The 17,657-nt window shown below is 53.3% G+C and carries 21 protein-coding genes; 11 read left to right on the top strand and 10 right to left on the bottom strand.

Translation table 11 applies throughout. The features are described from left to right. Nucleotides 1–201 precede the first annotated feature (201 nt). The 4 genes from WFK85_RS00795 to WFK85_RS00780 are packed head-to-tail and all read left to right on the top strand — an operon-like array spanning nucleotide 202 to nucleotide 3,319. A complete protein-coding gene (locus WFK85_RS00795; protein ID WP_336707994.1) occupies nucleotides 202–1,059 on the top strand; it encodes an ABC transporter substrate-binding protein in 858 nt (285 codons plus the stop codon). A gap of 1 nt (nucleotide 1,060) precedes the next feature. Continuing rightward, the gene (locus tag WFK85_RS00790; protein ID WP_336707996.1) at nucleotides 1,061–1,879 is read left to right on the top strand and encodes an amino acid ABC transporter ATP-binding protein; all 819 of its coding nucleotides are present in this window, start codon (nucleotides 1,061–1,063) and stop codon (nucleotides 1,877–1,879) included. After that, nucleotides 1,876–2,634, top strand: coding sequence for an amino acid ABC transporter permease (locus tag WFK85_RS00785; RefSeq protein ID WP_336707998.1), 759 nt, complete (start codon nucleotides 1,876–1,878; stop codon nucleotides 2,632–2,634). The genes WFK85_RS00790 and WFK85_RS00785 overlap by 4 nt, the downstream gene beginning before the upstream one ends. Continuing rightward, nucleotides 2,624–3,319 carry an amino acid ABC transporter permease gene (locus WFK85_RS00780; protein ID WP_336708000.1) on the top strand — a complete coding sequence of 232 codons (696 nt, stop codon included), beginning with the start codon at nucleotides 2,624–2,626 and terminating at the stop codon, nucleotides 3,317–3,319. The genes WFK85_RS00785 and WFK85_RS00780 overlap by 11 nt, the downstream gene beginning before the upstream one ends. Here the strand turns inward: WFK85_RS00780 and WFK85_RS00775 are convergent. Then, nucleotides 3,300–3,755 carry a DUF441 domain-containing protein gene (locus WFK85_RS00775; protein ID WP_336708112.1) on the bottom strand — a complete coding sequence of 152 codons (456 nt, stop codon included), beginning with the start codon at nucleotides 3,753–3,755 and terminating at the stop codon, nucleotides 3,300–3,302. The two genes, WFK85_RS00780 and WFK85_RS00775, sit on opposite strands and share 20 nt — an antisense overlap. A 107-nt stretch (nucleotides 3,756–3,862) precedes the next feature. Here WFK85_RS00775 and yoaI point away from each other — a divergent pair, with 107 nt between their 5' ends. Next, nucleotides 3,863–4,000, top strand: a complete 138-nt coding sequence (gene yoaI, locus WFK85_RS00770) for a small membrane protein YoaI (protein WP_336708002.1) — start codon at nucleotides 3,863–3,865, stop codon at nucleotides 3,998–4,000. Here yoaI and WFK85_RS00765 read toward each other — a convergent pair whose 3' ends face one another. Then, entirely contained in the window at nucleotides 4,001–4,504 is a 504-nt protein-coding gene (locus WFK85_RS00765; protein WP_166993962.1) for a YbaK/EbsC family protein, read from the bottom strand. It abuts the gene before it with no gap. Nucleotides 4,505–4,597: 93 nt separating this feature from the next. On the opposite strand from WFK85_RS00765, the gene WFK85_RS00760 reads away from it, so the two are divergent. Next, nucleotides 4,598–5,401 (top strand): phosphotransferase family protein, encoded by an 804-nt coding sequence (locus tag WFK85_RS00760; RefSeq protein WP_336708004.1) that lies wholly within the window; start codon nucleotides 4,598–4,600, stop codon nucleotides 5,399–5,401. Here the strand turns inward: WFK85_RS00760 and WFK85_RS00755 are convergent. Further along, a complete protein-coding gene (locus WFK85_RS00755) occupies nucleotides 5,398–5,844 on the bottom strand; it encodes an NUDIX hydrolase (protein ID WP_336708006.1) in 447 nt (148 codons plus the stop codon). The two genes, WFK85_RS00760 and WFK85_RS00755, sit on opposite strands and share 4 nt — an antisense overlap. A 104-nt stretch (nucleotides 5,845–5,948) precedes the next feature. Here WFK85_RS00755 and WFK85_RS00750 point away from each other — a divergent pair, with 104 nt between their 5' ends. Next, on the top strand, nucleotides 5,949–6,374 hold the full coding sequence (locus WFK85_RS00750) for a GNAT family N-acetyltransferase (protein ID WP_008456684.1): 426 nt from the start codon (nucleotides 5,949–5,951) through the stop codon (nucleotides 6,372–6,374). Between the two features lie 52 nt (nucleotides 6,375–6,426). Here WFK85_RS00750 and WFK85_RS00745 read toward each other — a convergent pair whose 3' ends face one another. From WFK85_RS00745 to ycgZ, 3 genes are all read right to left on the bottom strand, one after another. Then, entirely contained in the window at nucleotides 6,427–6,705 is a 279-nt protein-coding gene (locus tag WFK85_RS00745) for a biofilm development regulator YmgB/AriR family protein (protein WP_034808453.1), read from the bottom strand. Between the two features lie 37 nt (nucleotides 6,706–6,742). Continuing rightward, the gene (locus tag WFK85_RS00740) at nucleotides 6,743–7,021 is read right to left on the bottom strand and encodes a hypothetical protein (RefSeq protein WP_336708010.1); all 279 of its coding nucleotides are present in this window, start codon (nucleotides 7,019–7,021) and stop codon (nucleotides 6,743–6,745) included. A gap of 160 nt (nucleotides 7,022–7,181) precedes the next feature. Beyond that, nucleotides 7,182–7,430, bottom strand: a complete 249-nt coding sequence (gene ycgZ / locus WFK85_RS00735) for a regulatory protein YcgZ (RefSeq protein ID WP_336708012.1) — start codon at nucleotides 7,428–7,430, stop codon at nucleotides 7,182–7,184. Between the two features lie 307 nt (nucleotides 7,431–7,737). Here ycgZ and WFK85_RS00730 point away from each other — a divergent pair, with 307 nt between their 5' ends. The 3 genes from WFK85_RS00730 (at nucleotide 7,738) to WFK85_RS00720 (ending at nucleotide 10,934) form a co-directional block, all read left to right on the top strand. Further along, complete coding sequence (locus tag WFK85_RS00730; protein ID WP_166993970.1) at nucleotides 7,738–8,928, top strand: EAL domain-containing protein; 1,191 nt, start codon at nucleotides 7,738–7,740, stop codon at nucleotides 8,926–8,928. Nucleotides 8,929–9,057: 129 nt separating this feature from the next. After that, on the top strand, nucleotides 9,058–9,786 hold the full coding sequence (locus WFK85_RS00725; protein WP_336708014.1) for a MerR family transcriptional regulator: 729 nt from the start codon (nucleotides 9,058–9,060) through the stop codon (nucleotides 9,784–9,786). Nucleotides 9,787–10,184: 398 nt separating this feature from the next. Next, nucleotides 10,185–10,934, top strand: coding sequence for an SDR family oxidoreductase (locus tag WFK85_RS00720; RefSeq protein ID WP_166993974.1), 750 nt, complete (start codon nucleotides 10,185–10,187; stop codon nucleotides 10,932–10,934). Nucleotides 10,935–11,059: 125 nt separating this feature from the next. On the opposite strand, the gene WFK85_RS00715 is transcribed toward WFK85_RS00720, so the two are convergent. Beyond that, entirely contained in the window at nucleotides 11,060–12,343 is a 1,284-nt protein-coding gene (locus tag WFK85_RS00715) for a YeaH/YhbH family protein (protein ID WP_039292166.1), read from the bottom strand. Between the two features lie 71 nt (nucleotides 12,344–12,414). Further along, a complete protein-coding gene (gene yeaG, locus WFK85_RS00710; RefSeq protein WP_008456669.1) occupies nucleotides 12,415–14,349 on the bottom strand; it encodes a protein kinase YeaG in 1,935 nt (644 codons plus the stop codon). Nucleotides 14,350–14,773: 424 nt separating this feature from the next. On the opposite strand from yeaG, the gene WFK85_RS00705 reads away from it, so the two are divergent. Next, nucleotides 14,774–15,520, top strand: a complete 747-nt coding sequence (locus tag WFK85_RS00705) for a MipA/OmpV family protein (protein WP_008456668.1) — start codon at nucleotides 14,774–14,776, stop codon at nucleotides 15,518–15,520. A gap of 98 nt (nucleotides 15,521–15,618) precedes the next feature. On the opposite strand, the gene WFK85_RS00700 is transcribed toward WFK85_RS00705, so the two are convergent. Together WFK85_RS00700 and gapA are read right to left on the bottom strand one after the other, a co-directional pair. After that, the gene (locus WFK85_RS00700; RefSeq protein WP_166993976.1) at nucleotides 15,619–16,509 is read right to left on the bottom strand and encodes an aldose epimerase family protein; all 891 of its coding nucleotides are present in this window, start codon (nucleotides 16,507–16,509) and stop codon (nucleotides 15,619–15,621) included. A gap of 83 nt (nucleotides 16,510–16,592) precedes the next feature. After that, the gene (gapA, locus tag WFK85_RS00695; RefSeq protein WP_008456666.1) at nucleotides 16,593–17,588 is read right to left on the bottom strand and encodes a glyceraldehyde-3-phosphate dehydrogenase; all 996 of its coding nucleotides are present in this window, start codon (nucleotides 17,586–17,588) and stop codon (nucleotides 16,593–16,595) included. Nucleotides 17,589–17,657: the final 69 nt, after the last annotated feature.

Here is a 17,657-nt window from a genome sequence, read left to right as displayed (position 1 = left end):
TGCCATAAATCGCCAATTTTTTATTTTTAAAATAATCACTTAACTCAATTATTTGTTAAATCTATAAGTAAAAGATTTAACGTAGAATTAACTAATATGTTTTCTGCATATGCAATGCAGGATTAAGCATTGGCGAGGGAAAGGCGCTTGTGCGAGCGTAAAGGCATAGCTCGCTCACAGACGGGATAACAAGGAAAATCAATGGCACAGGTAAAGGCTTTAACGCACACAACTTCACACACAACAGCGCAACGTAAATTAACGCTCTCTGCTTTGGTTCTGGCCCTGTCCGGCCTGGCCTCCGCCGCGGTTCACGCAGACCAGCTGGCGGATATTCAAAAAGCGGGGGTGGTTAAAGTGGCCACTTTTGACGCAAATCCACCTTTTGGCTCTATAGATGCTAAAACGCACGATATCGTGGGCTATGACGTTGATTTCGCGAAAGCACTGGCTAAATCTCTGGGCGTTAAGCTTGAGCTGGTGGCCACCAACCCGGCGAACCGTATTCCGCTCCTGCAGTCCGGTAAGGTCGACCTTATCGTGGCGGATATCACCATTACGCCGGAACGCGCCCAGGTGGTGGATTTCTCTACCCCTTATTTTGTGACCGGGCAGCAGTTCCTGGTCCCGGCTTCCGGGCCGGATAAGCTTGAGGATTACGCGAAAGGGCGCGTGGGTGCGGTGAAAGGCACCACCGGAGAACAGGCGCTGGTGCAGCGCTTCCCGTCAATTCGAGTGCTTTCTTATGATGATATCCCACTGGCTTTTACCGCGCTGCGCAACGGTAACGTCCAGGCGATCACTCAGGACAGCACTATTCTTGCCGGGCTGCTGGCCGAAGCGCCGGATAAGGCGAAGTTTAAAATTCTGCCGGACTTGCTGAGCAAGGAAGAGATTGGCGTTGGCGTGAAGAAAGGGGAACCTGCCCTTTTAAAAGCGGTTAACGACGAGCTGGTGAAGCTGGAACAAAGTGGCCAGGCAGAGCAAATCTACAGCGCCTGGTTTGGCCCCGACAGCAAAACCCCGCAGCCGCGCAGCTTTAAAATTGTAGCCAAATAATATGTTTAAACGACCGCCTCTTTTGTCCGCAGCTTCGGCTGCGGATTTTTTGCATCTGCAGTCCGCCAGCGTTGAATTTCGCAAAGTGAGTAAAAATTATGGTGAAACATCCGTCTTGCGCGAGATAGACCTGACTATCGCGGCCGGAGAAGTAGTGGCGATTTGCGGCCCGTCCGGTTCGGGGAAATCGACGCTGATACGGCTCATCAACCAGCTCGAAACCCTCAGCGATGGCGATATCTTTATCGATGGCAAATCCACCCGAGCGCTGAATAACAGGACGCTGCGCCGCCTGCGAAGCCGAATCGGGTTTGTGTTTCAGCAGTTTAACCTTTACGCCCACCTGACGGCTGAGCAGAACATTACGCTGTCGCTAACCCACGTTCACGGCTGGAAGCGTGAGGCGGCGCATGAGCAGGCTCTGGCGCTGTTGGCCCGAGTCGGCCTCGCAGACAAAGCGCAGCACTATCCGGCGCAGCTTTCAGGCGGGCAGCAGCAGCGCGTGGCGATTGCCAGGGCGGTGGCGTCATCGCCGCAAATTATCCTGTTTGACGAACCGACTTCGGCCCTCGACCCGGAGATGATCGGTGAAGTTCTGCAGGTGATGAAGGATCTCGCCCGCAGCGGCATTACCATGATTGTGGTCACGCATGAGATGCAGTTCGCGCGTGAAATCGCCGACCGAGTGGTGTTCATTGACGGCGGAGCCATTCTCGAGCAGGCGGCCCCGGCGCAGTTTTTCCGCTCGCCGCAGCATCCCCGCGCCCGTCGTTTCCTGCAAAAGGTACTCGACCCGCTACATGCCGGGGCCGAATCATGAACAGCTACTTTGACTGGGCGGGGGTGTTAAGTGGAGCACCGCGAGCCTGGCTTATCTCCGGTTTGCTGACCACCGCGTGGGTGACGTTAGCCGGGATAATCATTGCGACGTTGTCTGCCGTGTTGTTGCTGGGGCTTCGGCTCGCCGGTGGCCGGGCGGGACGCTATTTCACGGCAAGCTGGATCTCCATTTTTCGCAATACGCCTTTGTTGGTACAGCTGCTTTTCTGGTATTTCGCGGCGTGGAACGCGCTGCCGCAGAGCTGGCGCGGCTTTATTAATGACGATCACAGCTGGTCCCAGCTGCCCGGCGGCATCTGGTGGCTGACGCCGGAGTTTCTCTGCGCGGCGTGGGGGCTAGGGGTTTTCACCTCGGCATTTTTGGTGGAGGAGATCCGCAGCGGGTTGCAGGCGGTACCGAAGGGGCAAACCGAAGCTGCACTTTCTCAGGGCTTCTCTGAGTGGCAGCTTTTTCGCACCGTGCTGCTGCCCCAGGGCGTGGTTAACGCCTGGCAGCCGGTGGTCGGGCAATATCTCAACCTGATGAAGCTCTCCTCGCTGGCCACGGGCATCGGCTTTGCCGAGCTCACCAGCCAGGTGCGCCGTATCGAAAGCTACAACGCCCATGCGTTGGGCGCTTTTGCCGCAGGCACGGTGCTTTATCTGCTGCTGGGACTGGCGATGAGCGGGCTATTTACACTCTTTGCGCCGGGGAAACGCGGGTTACGTAAACCGGAGGTACAGCATGATCGCTAACATTTCGGTTATTACGGACAACCTCGATTATTTGCTGTGGGGAAGAATGGCTCAGGGCGAGCCGGGCGGCGTGTTGCTAACGCTGATGATGGCCGTGGGCGCTGGCGTGCTTGCCCTGGGGCTGGGGTTATTGCTGGCCTGTGTCGCCTGGCGCTACGGCGGTATTGTGCGGCGGGTACTTTTCATTTGGGCCGATTTGATCCGCGGCATTCCGCTGATTTTTGTTATCTTCTGGCTCTATTTCCTGCTGCCCGCCATTACCGGGCGTGATTTACCGGGGCCGTTAACCGTCACGCTGGCGCTGGCCTGGTTTACGTCTGCGGCGGTGATGTACACCACGCTGGCGGCGCTGAATGCGCTGGCGAAGGGGCAAAATGAGGCGGCAATTGCCGGCGGGTTTACGCCATGGCAAACGCTGAGGTTAGTGCTGTTGCCTCAGGCGCTGCGCAACGCTTTACCGTCGTTTGCCGGGCTGTTTATCTCGCTCATCAAAGACACGTCGCTGGCGTTTATCGTCAACGTACCGGAGCTGACAACCGTGGCCGGGCAGGTTAACAGCCGGGTACAAATTTACCCGGCGGCCATTTTTATCTTTACCGGTCTGGTTTATTACCTGCTGTGCAGCGCGCTGGCCTGGCGCATTCACCGCTGGCAGCGGCAGGAGGCTACTGCTTACCCACAATAAGGGAAACCAGCCCGGCGGCGATCAGCGGCCCGACCGGCACGCCACGGAACAGGGCGACGCCAAGGACGGTGCCAACCAGCAGACCGCCTACCAGGCCTGGCTGACTGCCCATCAGCGTCACGCCGCGCCCGCCGAGCCATGAAACCGCAATCCCGACGACAATCGCCACCAGCGATTTCCAGTGGGTGAAAGAGTGGATCAGGTTGCTGGCGGGCAGGGTGCCGCTGGCTATCGGGGCCATCACGCCGATAGTCAGAATAATGATCCCCACCGTCAGGCCCTGTTTCTCAATCCACGGAAAAAAGGTGTTCAGCGGGGTGACGCGCACAATAATCAGCACGAGGATGGAAACCGCGACGGTGGTGTTATGGCTGACAAAACCTAATCCCGCCAGCGCCAGAAGGATCAAAAGTGTGGGGTCAAAATCATGATATATCCTTGCCAAATAAGAGGTTTTTAACTTTTATTGTTGTGGCGAATGGCCGACAGTTATTCTGTGGCCGTTCATCATTCTGTCATTTTTGTGGTCAATAATTGAACGATATGACAGCGAGCAATGGCTTGCGGGAGAAAAGGATGGGCGATCCAGCGTTATTCGACACGATTTGCATCACTGCCGCGTTCCTCGGGATCGCTTCGGTATTGGTGCTGTCTGTCCTTTATCTCGAACGCCTCGGGTAGCTATTCGGGGCGGTGAAAATTGACCAGCTCCGGGCGCGCAATGCGCAAATAATCCTGCGTATCCATCACCACTGACTTTTCCAGCAACCCTGCATTGAAGGCAATCTCTGAAAAACGCTCGAAAATAGACGGGTCGGCCACCAGCCGGAGCTGAGCGTGAAAGCTGAATGGCGGGATAGCGCCAAACACACATCGCGTTAACTCATCTACTTCCGCCGGGCTTGCCAGCGACGCTTTCAGGCCGCCCAGATGCTGCGCCAGCAGGCTCAGATCCGCCTGTTTGTCCGCCGCCAGAATCGCCAGCACGTGCAGCTTGACGCCGTTGCCTTTGACTTTGCAGACCAGCGCTTTTGCGCCCTGGCCAAGTTCGGTGCCACGGATTGCCGAGACTTCTTCACATTTCCCCGCCGCGACATGTTTTACCACACGGTAGCGGGCCTGCTGTTGCTCGAGTAAATCGATAAGTTGCTGATGGACGTCTTCGCCTTTTGCGTGGGATGTCATTGCACTGCCTCTTGTCGTCTTTCTAAGTCTCTGCTTTGAATTTTCATCCTATCGCGATAATAGTTATCTGACATGCAAAAATTCGGGCAAAAGATGGCTAATAATGTACTGACGCAGATGGGAAATGCCCTCGTGCGTGAATGCGTTTTTCAGGGAAAACCTGCTGTTGAAAAGCGAGATGCTTCCGAGGTTGAACTCGATTTTTATCAGCACCACGCCTCCGTGTTCAGGGCGGAGGGACCTGGCATTCCCGACGTTTATTCCCTTAACCGCCAGGCACGACGGCTGATCATCGAATTTATCCCGCAGCCTTGTTCACTGGAAACGCTGACTGCCGACCCCGATTTGTATGAAAAGCTGGCGTTGCTCCATCATTGCCAGATGAAACCCTCAGGGACATTCAGGCGGCATCAGTGGAGGGATGAGCAAATGGCGTTGGCATTAAGCCTGCTGAAATTGCCCCCGGAGCTCGAAGCAGTTTTGCATTATTTCAAAGCTCAAAGTGATGTGCTTTTCGAGCCGCAGCAATGGGTGTCGGGGGATTCAAATGCCGGAAACTGGGGACGCCGAGCCGGGAGAGAGTTGGTTTTATTTGACTGGGAGCGCTTTGGCCGTGGGAGCCCGGCGATAGATTTGGCGCCTCTGATTAAAGGAATGGGGGAACCGGCCAGTATTCACCTCATGGTAGCGCGATATCAACAAGTGGCACCTCAGTGGTCGAAGTCACGCCTGACGCGTCATGTGCTTTTGGCTAAAGCCTGGCTGGTGGTAGAAGTGCTGAATCTTCTTTCCCACAGACACCCGCAAATGTTAACCCGGTATCTTGAGTGGTATCAGGCTAACTTGCCGGCCTGGTTGCCACAGGCCCAGCATGTATGGCGCTCTACGTTCGCTTAGCTTAGCCAGCCGTATTCGGAATAAATCTCGCCGTTGATAATAGCGCTGATGGCTTGTTTAACATAGGGCACGGTGTTCTCCGGCAACTGCCTGATATTTACCCATAGCAGATCAGAATGCTTATTCGGCTCGGCGATATAAGGCTCGCGCTGCCAGTCTGAACAGAGAAAGAAGTGGCCCATCCACGAACGATCTTCGGTTTTAACGTGCATCAAGTGAACTGACCTGAGGGCTTCGGTCTCAATGATCACCCCCGTCTCTTCGTGGGCTTCTCTGGCTGCGGCATTAAGCAGCGTTTCACCGCTTTCAAGACCGCCTGCGGGCAGGCTATAGAAGCCGTCCATCCAGCCGGTGTTCGCTCTGCGGATGAGACAAATTTCGTCTCTGCGGCGCAGGACAACAAATACGGCGACGGAAAGCCGATAGCGTTCTCTTTTCATCATTTTAGACTCTTGTTTTTACGGTCTGTAAATATATACAGTGTTGTCGGCCAGGCTCAACGCAAGAACTGGTAGGGTGATAAGGGGCAATGTCAGTGAGGTATGCGATGTCGGGTTTCAAACTAGAAATTTCTGATCAAATCAGCGAGGAGTATTCGCTGCCCATCGAAGCGGGGCTCGGTGAGTTTAACGATGCGATGAGTGGGATAAACGATCGCCAACCGCTGGCGGTTGTGGTTCGCAGTTCCGAGAGTGGGAAAGTTGTTGGTGGGATGTTGGGGCGTTCGTCCCTCGGTGTACTGTTTATCGATCTGTTTTATTTACCGCCTGAGTTAAGAGCGCATGGATTAGGCAGCGAGATCCTGAGGACGTTTGAAACAGAAGGGCGCAGGCGCGGCTGTGTGGCTGGTTTTTTATATACCATCAGTTTCCAGGCTCCGGACTTCTACCGCAAGCATGGCTGGGAGGCATTTGGCAAAATTGACTGTTTACCCGAAGGCACCAGCCGATATTTTATGAAGAAAACGCTGTAATTCAGAAACAATAAAGGCCGGTTCTGGCCGGCCTTTATTGTTTGCGCAGGCCTTAAATATCGTCCACGGTATGGCCCACAACAATCTCTAAAGCATTGCGATAAACGTCGCACATGACGACGTCTTGAGTCGTTTCCAGGGCGTCAACCAGCCAGATAATGATCGCTTTATTGGAAACGCTCTTATTGGCAGCCAGAATGGCGGTGACGGCCTGACTGATGGCAGCATTTTCCTCTGCGTGTCGGTCTGCTGTGCTTCTTATAAAGTCGGATAATGCGTGGTCTACGATTCCGGTATGCATTGCAGAGGGATTAGAAATTAGCTGTGTCATAGTCATTCACCGTTTTTCAGTTGTTGGCCATGGGCCGCTAGTGGACATTATTTTCGTTAAGCCGTTGAGTCTTAACTGCGCCTGAAAGCGCTTTTTTTTCTGTCTTTCCTGTCAGACTCTGGGAAATATTCCCCTCGATTTCAGCGATAATTTTCTGTAGCGCGTTACGTCGCCGTACTTCTTGCTCCGATATAAACATCGCTTCTAACCTGGCAACTAAAGCGCGGGTATTAATTGCGCTGTTGCTGTTCAGTAACGACAGCGCTGCTTCGCCGATAATCTCGTCCGTTAATTTTTCATCGTCGCTTCTCTTCACTTCGTTACTCCTGATTTCTTCGCCGGGGGTTAAATACCGCTGGCATGAAGTCATTTGCCGGAGTCTGAGAATGAGGAAAATTCAGCATTTATACTTCAAGGTGACTCTCCCACCAGGGAGCGTACGCATTACTCTGATTGAACTCCGGGCTGGTTATTCGCTAGCGAGTAAAAAGCATGCCCAACAGAGCCTGATAGTGTTTTTCTTCTTCCGGTTCAGAAACGCGGTCGAGTCGCGAGAGCAATTTGGTACAGATCGCTTTTCTGTTCAGATTGCGGCCATCGCTGAGAATTTCGAGCACAATTTGCCCCATTGTTTCCTGCTGAGACGGCGGCACAACGCGGCTAAAATAGCGCGCAATGTCATTTTCTACGCTGTTCTGACCTGGTGTAAAAGTGTCCTGTCGCATAAGTTGCTCCTGTAAATTCACACGTTGCAAGATGTTAACTAAGTTATGCAATTGCTATAAAAACTGTACACAAAGGTGTATTAGTTTGCCTGTTATTTTTTAACTAAAAATGCTAATCTTTATTTATCAATTGGTTATAATTTAAATTTTTTAACTTATCGATACGTAAAATTGTACATTTTGACTAAAGGTAAATGGCGAGCAAAACATTCCATGTTGTTAAGTTGTTTAGACTTTGTTGAGTATGTGGCGACGTCAGGACGGGGATCTGTTAAGTTACTCCCTTAACCTTTCGCTGGAACCCGCCATGCTCACGACAGTTATTTACCGAAGCCACATCCACGCCAGCACGCCGTTTGAGGTTTTGGAGGCGATGGTCTCCGCGGCAAATGCAAAAAATATTGACGCTAATGTGACGGGGATCCTGCTATTCAACGGCAGACATTTCTTTCAACTCTTGGAAGGCCCGGAAGAGAGCGTGCAGAAGGTTTATCACGCTATTTGTAAAGACGATCGCCATCACAACATTGTTGAATTGCTCTGTGATTACGCCCCGGCCCGCCGCTTTGGGCGAGTGGGCATGGAGCTTTTTGATTTAAGAGAGCACGATAAAAACGATGTCTTGCAGGTCGTTCTGGAAAAAGGGACTAGCCGATATCAACTGGCTTACGATGACCGGGCCTTGAGTTTTTTCCGGACCTTCATCGAATCGACGGAAAAAGAGAACTATTTTGAGATCCCTCCGGGTGATGCGTGGGAATTTATTCTCGATGCGCCGACTCATTCGGCATCAAGTCCACAAACGCTGCATAAAAAGATAGTTTTTCAACCGATTGTCGACCCAATGGCTCGTACTGTCGCGGCAGTAGAGGTGTTAGCCACGGAAGCTAATTCAGCGCCAGAGGAAGGGGGCGATGTTTACCTGGCTGAACTGCTGAACGCGAAGGCCGCTTTCACCGCAGCATGCGCCGCTAATATTGGCGTGCAAACGCTATGCATCAATCTGCTGCCGATGACGCTGGTCATGATTCCTGACGCCGTGGAACAACTGCTGGCGGATATTGAGGCGAACGGGCTTGTTCCCGAGCAGGTGGTTATTGAGTTTACCGAAAGCGAAATCATGCCGCAGATGGATGCGTTTACCGACGCTATCAGGCAGCTTAAATCGGCCGGTATCAAGCTTGCGATTGATGATTTTGGCGTCGGCTTTGCTGGGCTACAGCTGCTGGCACAGTTTCAACCTGAAAGGCTGAAAATTAACCAGTCGCTGATTCGGGGCATTCATAAAAGTGGGCCACAGCAGGCGATTATCCAGGCCATAATCAAATGCTGCGCCTCCCTTGAAATTGCGGTTTCAGCCACGGGTATTGAGCAACCGGAAGAGTGGATGTGGCTCGAGGCGGCCGGTATTTCTCACTTCCAGGGGAGTTTGTTTGCTAAACCCTGCGGGCACGGCGCTTTCCGTATTGCCTGGCCGGAGCGTAAAGCAGAGTTGTGATATCTGCCGCGTGTCGTGCCTCAAAGGCATCAGATTTCACTTGTACAACTCGTAAAAAAATTGTACACATTGAACAGATTGAGTGATGTTTCAATGGAGACGTGGGATCTGTGTACGGGGAGGGACACTATGGCCTATTACACTATCGGTGATGTAGCAGAGCGATGTGGTATCAACCCGGTCACCCTGCGAGCCTGGCAGCGCCGCTACGGCTTGCTGAAGCCCCAGCGTAGCGAGGGGGGGCATCGCCAGTTCGATGATGCGGATATTCAGCGCATCGAAGAAATCAAATACTGGATGAGCAAAGGCGTTTCCGTAGGCAAAGTGAAAGCCCTGCTGGAGCGCAGCCACGTGCCGGAAGAGCAGCTGTGGGTAACGCTGCAAGAAGAAATGATGCTTCTGGTCAGGAAAGTTAATCCTGGAAAGCTGCGTGAGAAGATTACTTCTCTCAGCCGGGAGCACAGCGCAGACTTACTGATTGATAACCTTTTGCTGCCCGTGAGGCAAAAACTTAGCCAGGATGAATCCACGGCTTTGTTGATGCGCAGCCTGCTGGATGGCGCGTTGATCTGCCATTGTGCCCAGAGCCTGGCGGCGGCGCAGAACCAAAGTTTGGGCGACATCCTGCTGATTGGCTGGCAGACGGACGATCGGGCTGCGTTATGGCTGGAGGCGTGGCGCCTGTCCCGCAGAGGCCTGACCGTGAACGTATTTGCCGAGCCGGTGGATACGTTGCGTCCGGAGCTTTTCCCCGGGCAGCATATTTTCCTATGGGCGGGAAAGACGTTATCGACAGCCCAGCAGGAACAGTTGCTTCACTGGAAACAGTGGGGATACGACATTGAGCTCCATCAATAAGCAGGCGTCAGCCTGATTCAGGTTATTCCCCCGTTTTCTTTTCTCTCAGGGATAAAAAGCCGGTGAAGCGCCGGCTTTAAGCTTTTCCTTATCCGCTGCAAACCGATTCGTTTCAGGTACACCTTTCAACGTGGGATAGCCTTAAAAACATCCAAAACGCCTTCTCCAAATGTTGAAGGCTTGTCATTTCGCGCACCCTATCCGGTTTTGCCGGGCCCGCCATAACGCGTTTATCCATCAATAAGTTAATTAAAAAGCAAGAAACAGAGTTTTTATGGCATAGCCTGGACATAGGCTTACGGATAAGCCGCTGAAATCAAACGGCGACACGCATCAAGAAAATGAACAGAAAGATTCAAAATGAGTTTCGGAATCTCATTAATGAAATGGGGAAAGTGATGAAATTACTTGAAGGTAAAGTCGCTGTGATTACTGGCGCCTCGGAAGGTATTGGACGGGCTGTTGCTATTTTGTTTGCTCAGCATGGCGCTTCGTTGATTCTGAATGCGAGGAGTCAGGCACCGCTGGATGCGCTGGCGGCGGAGCTTCGTTCCGTTGGCAGTGATGTCAGGATTTTTGTCGGGGACGCAGGCGAGGAGCAAACGCATGCTTCAATCGCCGCCCTGGCTGCTGATGCATTCGGCGGTATCGATATTGCGGTCAATAATGCCGGTACAACGGGCACTATCCGTCCACTGGCAGAGATCACCCCTGACGAATGGCAGCATACGCTGACCGTTAACCTGACAGCGGGTTATTTCGGTGCCCGGAGCCAGATCCCGTTGATGCTCAAACGAGGTGGGGGTTCTCTTATTTTTATCTCCAGTTTCGTCGGTACCAGCGTAGGTCTGCCGGGAATGGCCGCATATGCGGCAGCTAAGGCCGGGCTGATGGGGCTGGTGAAGGGGCTTACCGCAGATTATGCAGGACAAGGCATCCGTGCCAATGCCTTACTGCCTGGAGGAACGGAAACCCGAATGGCTGGTGATGAGCATCAGAAAGCCTGGGCTGCGGGGCTGCATGCGTTGAAACGTCTGGCACAGCCGGAGGAGATAGCCAGCGCGGCACTGTTTCTGGCGAGTAATATGTCGAGTTTTGTGGCTGGTTCAGCCTTGTTTGCTGACGGGGGAAACGCTGCGGTTAAATAGGAAGCCGCTTGAACATGATTTTTTGAGTGTCGGGCGATTTCTTGGAAGGCACTGAATGCATGAACCTGTTGCCAACTGAATCCGTTTGGCAACAGGTTTTCATCGTGCAACTTACTGATTTTTAACTAGCTATGAGAGTCTGAAGTCTGTTTTTGGAACAGTTCCCGGAACACAGGATAAATATCATCCTGATCCCGGATATGCTGCATCGCGAAGTTCTCGAAAGTGGCCTGCAGATTTTCGTATTCCCGCCACAGGGTCTGGTGCGCCCGGCGGGTGATTTCGATGTAGCTGTAGTAACGCACCACTGGCAGCAGTTTTTTCGCCAGGATCTCATGGCACAGCGGCGAGTCGTCTGCCCAGTTGTCGCCGTCCGAAGCCTGCGCGGCGTAGATGTTCCACTGCGCCGGATCGTAGCGCTCCTGCACCACTTCATCCATCAGCTTCAGGGCACTGGAAACAATGGTCCCACCGGTTTCCTGTGAGTAAAAGAACTCGTGTTCGTCCACCTCTTTCGCCTGGGTATGGTGGCGAATATAAACCACCTCCACGTTTTTATAGGTCCGGCTCAGGAACAGATAGAGCAGGATATAAAAGCGCTTGGCCATGTCTTTTGTCGCCTGGTCCATCGAACCAGAGACGTCCATCAGGCAGAACATCACCGCCTGGCTGGAAGGTTCCGGGCGTTTCTCGTAATTCTTGTAGCGGAGATCGAAGGTGTCGATAAACGGCACGCGGGCAATTTTTTCCCGCAGCTCTGCAATCTCTTTGCGCAGGCGTTCCTCTTCCAGCAGCTGAGCGGGTTCGCTGCGGCTGACGGTGTCTAGGGTCTCTTCGAGTTCGTGTAGCAAACGGCGTTTACCCGCGCTCATTGCCGTACGGCGAGCCAGCGAGTTTTGCAGCGAGCGAACAACGCTGATATTGGCCGGGACGCCGTTAGAGGTGAAACCTGCGCGATGGGATTTAAATTCGGTGATCTGCCGGTGCTGGTTACGTTTCAGGTTCGGCAGCGCCAGATCCTCGAACAGTAAGTCGAGATATTCATCTTTGGAGATCTGGAACACGAATTCATCCTGGCCTTCGCCGTCCTGGCTCGCCTGACCCTGGCCGCTTCCACCGCCGCCACCTCCGCCCTGCGGGCGCTCAATGCGGTCGTTTTGTACAAAGTGGTCGTTGCCGGGATGGACGCGGTGGCGCAGGCCACCGCGACCCTGATGAAACATCGGTTCGTTGATATCCTCAATGGGGATGGACACGGATTCGCCGCTGTCCACGTCGGTCACCGAACGCTTGTTGATGGCCCCGGAAATCGACTGTTTGATCTGCGCCTTATAGCGGCGCAAGAAGCGCTGGCGGTTGACCGCGCTCTTGTTTTTGCCGTTAAGCCGCCTGTCTATGAAGTAGGCCATAGTTCCCCCAACTGCTTATGCCAGGTGCGCAAACAGGCCACGCCGCCCGGCGTGACCTGCATGAAACTCCCTTAAGAAGACTTACGGACCCGCAGATACCATTCACACAGCAGGCGAACCTGCTTGCGGGTGTAGCCTTTCTCCATCATCCGATCGACAAAATCATCGTGTTTCTTCTGCTCGTCGGTGGAGGTTTTGGCGTTGAACGAGATAACGGGCAGCAGCTCTTCGGTGTTCGAGAACATTTTCTTCTCGATAACCGTGCGCAGCTTCTCGTAGCTGGTCCAGTTTGGGTTACGACCGTTATTATTGGCCCGGGCACGCAGCACGAAGTTGACGATTTCATTGCGGAAATCTTTCGGGTTGCTGATCCCGGCCGGTTTTTCAATTTTCTCCAGCTCCGCGTTCAGGGATTCGCGGTCAAACAGCTGGCCGGTATCCGGGTCGCGGTACTCCTGATCCTGAATCCAGAAATCAGCGTAGGTGACATACCGGTCAAAAATGTTCTGCCCGTACTCTGAGTAAGACTCGAGATAGGCGGTCTGGATTTCTTTGCCGATAAATTCCGCATATTTCGGAATCAGGTAGCCTTTGAGGTACTCCAGGTATTTCTCTGCCTGATCCTGCGGGAACTGCTCGCGTTCGATTTGCTGTTCCAGCACATAGAACAGGTGCACCGGGTTAGCTGCCACTTCAACGTGGTCAAAGTTGAACACGCGGGAGAGGATTTTAAAGGCGAAGCGCGTCGAGAGCCCGTTCATGCCTTCATCGACCCCGGCGTAGTCCCGATATTCCTGGTAGGACTTGGCTTTCGGATCGGTGTCTTTCAGACTTTCCCCGTCATAGACGCGCATTTTCGAGTAGATGCTGGAGTTTTCCGGCTCTTTCAGGCGCGACAGGATAGAGAAGCGAGAAAGCGTTTCCAGGGTGCCCGGGGCGCAAGGCGCGTGGGACAGTTCGCTGTGGTTGAGCAGTTTCTCGTAGATTTTGATTTCTTCCGAGATGCGCAGGCAGTAAGGCACCTTGACGATGTACACGCGGTCAAGGAACGCCTCGTTGTTTTTGTTATTGCGGAAGGTGACCCACTCGGATTCGTTCGAGTGCGCAAGAATAATCCCGTTGAACGGCAGGGCAGAGATGCCTTCCGTGCCGTTGTAGTTGCCCTCCTGAGTGGCGGTCAGCAGCGGGTGAAGCACCTTGATGGGCGCTTTAAACATCTCCACAAATTCCATGATGCCCTGGTTGGCCCGGCACAGCGCCCCGGAGTAGCCGTAAGCATCCGGGTCGTTTTGCGCGTGGTGTTCCAGTTTGCGGATATCCACTTTACCGACCAGCGCAGAGATATCCTGGTTGTTCTCATCGCCGGGTTCGGTTTTGGCAATCGCAATCTGCGCCAGAATGGACGGCCAGACTTTCACCACGCGGAATTTGGTGATGTCGCCGCCAAATTCGCTCAGGCGTTTGGCTGCCCACGGCGACATGATGGTGCCGAGGTAGCGGTTAGGGATGCCATATTCTTTTTCCAGAATGGAGGCGTCTTCCTGCGGGTTAAACAGGCACAGCGGATGGTCGTTGACCGGGCTACGTTCGCCGTTGGCGCTCAGCACGTAAATAGGCACGCGCTGCATCAAGGCTTTCAGGCGCTCGGCCAGGGAAGATTTACCGCCGCCCACCGGCCCCAGCAGATAGAGAATTTGTTTCTTCTCTTCCAACCCCTGAGCCGCGTGTTTCAGGTAGGCCACGATCTGTTCGATAGCCTCTTCCATGCCATAAAACTCTTCAAACGCCGGGTAACGGGCAACCACCCGGTTTGAAAAGAGACGGGACAGCCGTGGCTCTGTGGCAGTGTCTACCATCACTGGCTCACCAATGGCCGTCAATAGCCGTTCTGCCGCATTCGCGTAGGCACTGCGATCTTGTTTACAGATAGCAAGAAATTCCTGCAGTGTGAACTCTTCGTCCTTGGCAGCTTCATAACGCTGGCGATAGTGATCGAATATATTCATGGCATGCCGTCCTTTCGTTTTTAGCACAGGTTAAAGAGCCGTTGGTATGTGTAATAGAGGCTCCCCGGAAGACGTCTGCTAAATGAACAGCAACCCTTGTGCCAGGTTGATACCGGGCGCTCACGCCGCCGTCTCAGCGTTTCACCTTCCTAAAATAAAGCGTAGATGGCATTTGCAAAACTTGCATACGGCCAACGCTCAATTTCAATGACATATCAATAACTCATCCTAAAAATTTCGTATTTGAGATAAGCGACAGTGTTTGCTTTCATCTGGCTGACATAAAGCTGAAAATCCGCCGTCATCTGATTGCGGGAAGCTAAAAAGTTGGTTGAAGGTTGTGACTAAGTAAATTATTTGGGATGGGAGCCAAGGGCGGTTACACTTCCTGCGCTGATTATTTGATTAAAGGACTGAAAGGATTGTGACCAAATTCAAAATTCTCGCATTAGGCGTACTGTTAGCCTCTTCCGTTACCGCTGCGCACGCAGAGGGCCCATGGTCTATCGGTGCGGGGGCGCTGGTTTCGCCAAACCCTTACAAAGGTGACCAGAACCGCGTCTATCCGGCGCCTCTGCTGGGCTATGAAGGTGACAATTTCTACTTCCGCGGGTTCAACGCGGGTTACTACTTGTGGAATGACCAGGCCGATAAGCTGTCCGTCACCGCCTATTATTCGCCGCTGCATTTCAGGCCGAAAGACAGCAATTACGACAGCATGCGCGCGCTGGACTACCGCCATTCTACCGTGATGGCGGGCCTGTCCTGGGTGCATAACACCGACTATGGCTTCCTGCGTACCGTGCTGGCCGGGGATATCCTGAACAACAGCAACGGCATCACCTGGGATACCGCCTGGCTGTACCGCTACAACGCGGATAGCCTGACGGTCACGCCGGGGATTGGTGTCGTGTGGGACAGCAAGAATCAAAACGACTACTACTACGGCGTGAGCGGCAAGGAGTCCAACCGCAGCGGCCTGAACGAGTACGACGCGGGTAACAGCTGGTCACCGTACGTTGAGCTGTCCGTCAACTATAAGCTGAACGCCGACTGGAACGTGTTCGGTATGGGCCGCTACATGCGTTTGTCCAAAGAAGTGACCGACAGCCCAATGGTCGACAGCAACTGGACTGGTGTGCTGCTGACGGGCGTGAACTACAGCTTCTAATAGGTGCAATCAGTGCACTAAAACGGGGCGCTTGCGCCCCGTTTGCTTTTTAATGGGGCAGAGGTTGACGGCCTTTGCCCTAAGCTGGTGAAAGTCGCTTAGCCTTTCTTCGCCACGCTGATGGTCTGGCTCAGACGGGTCGGTTTTTCCGCGCTGGCTTTCTGTTTTTTAGATGCGCAGGCGGTTTCTACGCAGACGAAGGTTTTGTAGCCGTCGTCCGGCATATCGCCCATCGAAACGGACAGCGCCGGGCCTGGGTTCCAGCCCACCACGTTGTAATGATGGTGATGAACCACGTTCAGGATGCGCTTCAACTGGCTGGCATCATGAATGACGCTGCACTCTTCCGGCTCCAGATAAAGACGATCGGTGCGGTCAGGGAAGGTTTGTACGCCGTCGGTCAACTGGCCCGGGGCTTCATTCAGCACTTTATCGATATACGGATTACCCAGGCCGCTGACCTTCACATCTGCGATATCGCCGACGTTGAAGTAGGTGTGCAGGGCAGAGGTAGTTTCGAACTCACCGTGTGCTTCCAGCTCGATTTCACAGGTTTTGCCCAGCTTGAAGCGGGCATACAGCGTGAATTCATGCGGCCACAACTTCAGCGTCTCGGCATTGTTATGCAGCTCAAAGGTCAGCACCACGCCGTTGGCGTCTTCATTGTGCGCGCTCAGCGTCCACGGCTGGTTGCGGGCAAAACCGTGCGCCGGCAGGCCTGGCTGCTCCGCCGGACCAAACCACGGCCAGCAAATAGGCACACCGCCGCGCAGCGCTTTGCCTTTATGGAACGGGGTGATGTCGCTCAGCCACAGCACCTCATCTTCACCGGCAGGCTGCCAGGAGAGCAGGTGTGCGCCCTGAAGTGCGAAAGATGCCCGAACCTGGGGGTGATCAACGACGATGACGTCCAGTTCATCGTTTACGCGGCGGGTAAGCACAGGGGTAATTTGTTCGACGACCGGAAGTGCAAAAATTTTATTAATCATTTCTTTTTTCCTTAGTCCTGGTGATTTGAGCCAAAAAAAAGAGCGACCGAAGTCGCCCTTTAGGATCAGGTTCTCATCTCAACTTATTTGGAGATGTGAGCGATCAGATCCAGTACTTTGTTGGAGTAGCCAGTTTCGTTGTCGTACCAGGAAACCAGTTTCACAAAGTTGTCGTTCAGTGCGATACCAGCTTTAGCATCGAACACGGAAGTCAGTACTTCGCCGTTGAAGTCGGTAGACACTACGTCATCTTCGGTGTAGCCCAGAACGCCTTTCATTGCGCCTTCGGAAGCAGCTTTGATTGCTTTCTTAATTTCTTCGTAAGAAGCAGCTTTTTCCAGACGAACGGTCAGGTCAACAACGGACACGTTAGGGGTAGGAACGCGGAACGCCATACCAGTCAGTTTGCCTTTCAGCTCTGGCAGTACAACGCCTACGGCTTTAGCAGCACCGGTAGAAGAAGGGATGATGTTCTGAGCTGCGCCGCGGCCGCCGCGCCAGTCTTTGTGAGACGGGCCATCAACGGTTTTCTGAGTTGCGGTGGTAGCGTGAACGGTGGTCATCAGGCCTTCAACGATACCGAAGTTGTCGTTGATAACTTTAGCCAGTGGAGCCAGGCAGTTGGTGGTGCAGGATGCGTTGGAAACGATGTCCTGGCCTGCGTATTTTTCGAAGTTAGCACCGCGAACGAACATTGGGGTGTTGTCTTTGGAAGGACCAGTCAGAACAACTTTTTTCGCGCCAGCAGTGATGTGCTTACGTGCGGTTTCGTCAGTCAGGAACAGACCCGTTGCTTCAGCAACAACGTCAACGTTCACTTCGTTCCACTTCAGGTTAGCCGGGTCACGTTCTGCGGTAACACGGATAGTTTTACCGTTAACAACCAGGTTGCCGTCTTTAACTTCTACAGTACCGTTGAAACGACCGTGAGTTGAGTCGTACTTCAGCATGTAAGCCATATAGTCAGCGTCTAACAGGTCGTTGATTGCAACGATTTCGATGTCAGAACGTTCCTGAGCAGCACGGAAAACGATACGGCCGATACGACCAAAACCGTTGATACCTACTTTGATAGTCATAGTATTCCACCAGCTATTTTTTAGTGAATAAAAGGTTGGCTGTAAAATTACAAAAACCTTACGCAGCGT

Source organism: Cedecea sp. VD22 (genome assembly GCF_037150195.1).
In the GTDB taxonomy this organism is placed as follows: domain Bacteria; phylum Pseudomonadota; class Gammaproteobacteria; order Enterobacterales; family Enterobacteriaceae; genus Cedecea.
Note: the sequence above shows the minus strand (reverse complement) of the source record. Positions and strands in the feature narration are given on the sequence as shown.

Coding starts and splice junctions, on each gene's coding strand:
- WFK85_RS00795 (WP_336707994.1), top strand. CDS start 202: ATGGCACAGGTAAAGGCTTTAACGCACACAACTTCACACACAACAGCG.
- WFK85_RS00790 (WP_336707996.1), top strand. CDS start 1,061: ATGTTTAAACGACCGCCTCTTTTGTCCGCAGCTTCGGCTGCGGATTTT.
- WFK85_RS00785 (WP_336707998.1), top strand. CDS start 1,876: ATGAACAGCTACTTTGACTGGGCGGGGGTGTTAAGTGGAGCACCGCGA.
- WFK85_RS00780 (WP_336708000.1), top strand. CDS start 2,624: ATGATCGCTAACATTTCGGTTATTACGGACAACCTCGATTATTTGCTG.
- yoaI (WP_336708002.1), top strand. CDS start 3,863: ATGACAGCGAGCAATGGCTTGCGGGAGAAAAGGATGGGCGATCCAGCG.
- WFK85_RS00765 (WP_166993962.1), bottom strand. CDS start 4,504: ATGACATCCCACGCAAAAGGCGAAGACGTCCATCAGCAACTTATCGAT.
- WFK85_RS00760 (WP_336708004.1), top strand. CDS start 4,598: ATGGCTAATAATGTACTGACGCAGATGGGAAATGCCCTCGTGCGTGAA.
- WFK85_RS00755 (WP_336708006.1), bottom strand. CDS start 5,844: ATGATGAAAAGAGAACGCTATCGGCTTTCCGTCGCCGTATTTGTTGTC.
- WFK85_RS00750 (WP_008456684.1), top strand. CDS start 5,949: ATGTCGGGTTTCAAACTAGAAATTTCTGATCAAATCAGCGAGGAGTAT.
- WFK85_RS00745 (WP_034808453.1), bottom strand. CDS start 6,705: ATGACACAGCTAATTTCTAATCCCTCTGCAATGCATACCGGAATCGTA.
- ycgZ (WP_336708012.1), bottom strand. CDS start 7,430: ATGCGACAGGACACTTTTACACCAGGTCAGAACAGCGTAGAAAATGAC.
- WFK85_RS00730 (WP_166993970.1), top strand. CDS start 7,738: ATGCTCACGACAGTTATTTACCGAAGCCACATCCACGCCAGCACGCCG.
- WFK85_RS00725 (WP_336708014.1), top strand. CDS start 9,058: ATGGCCTATTACACTATCGGTGATGTAGCAGAGCGATGTGGTATCAAC.
- WFK85_RS00720 (WP_166993974.1), top strand. CDS start 10,185: ATGAAATTACTTGAAGGTAAAGTCGCTGTGATTACTGGCGCCTCGGAA.
- WFK85_RS00715 (WP_039292166.1), bottom strand. CDS start 12,343: ATGGCCTACTTCATAGACAGGCGGCTTAACGGCAAAAACAAGAGCGCG.
- yeaG (WP_008456669.1), bottom strand. CDS start 14,349: ATGAATATATTCGATCACTATCGCCAGCGTTATGAAGCTGCCAAGGAC.
- WFK85_RS00700 (WP_166993976.1), bottom strand. CDS start 16,509: ATGATTAATAAAATTTTTGCACTTCCGGTCGTCGAACAAATTACCCCT.
- gapA (WP_008456666.1), bottom strand. CDS start 17,588: ATGACTATCAAAGTAGGTATCAACGGTTTTGGTCGTATCGGCCGTATC.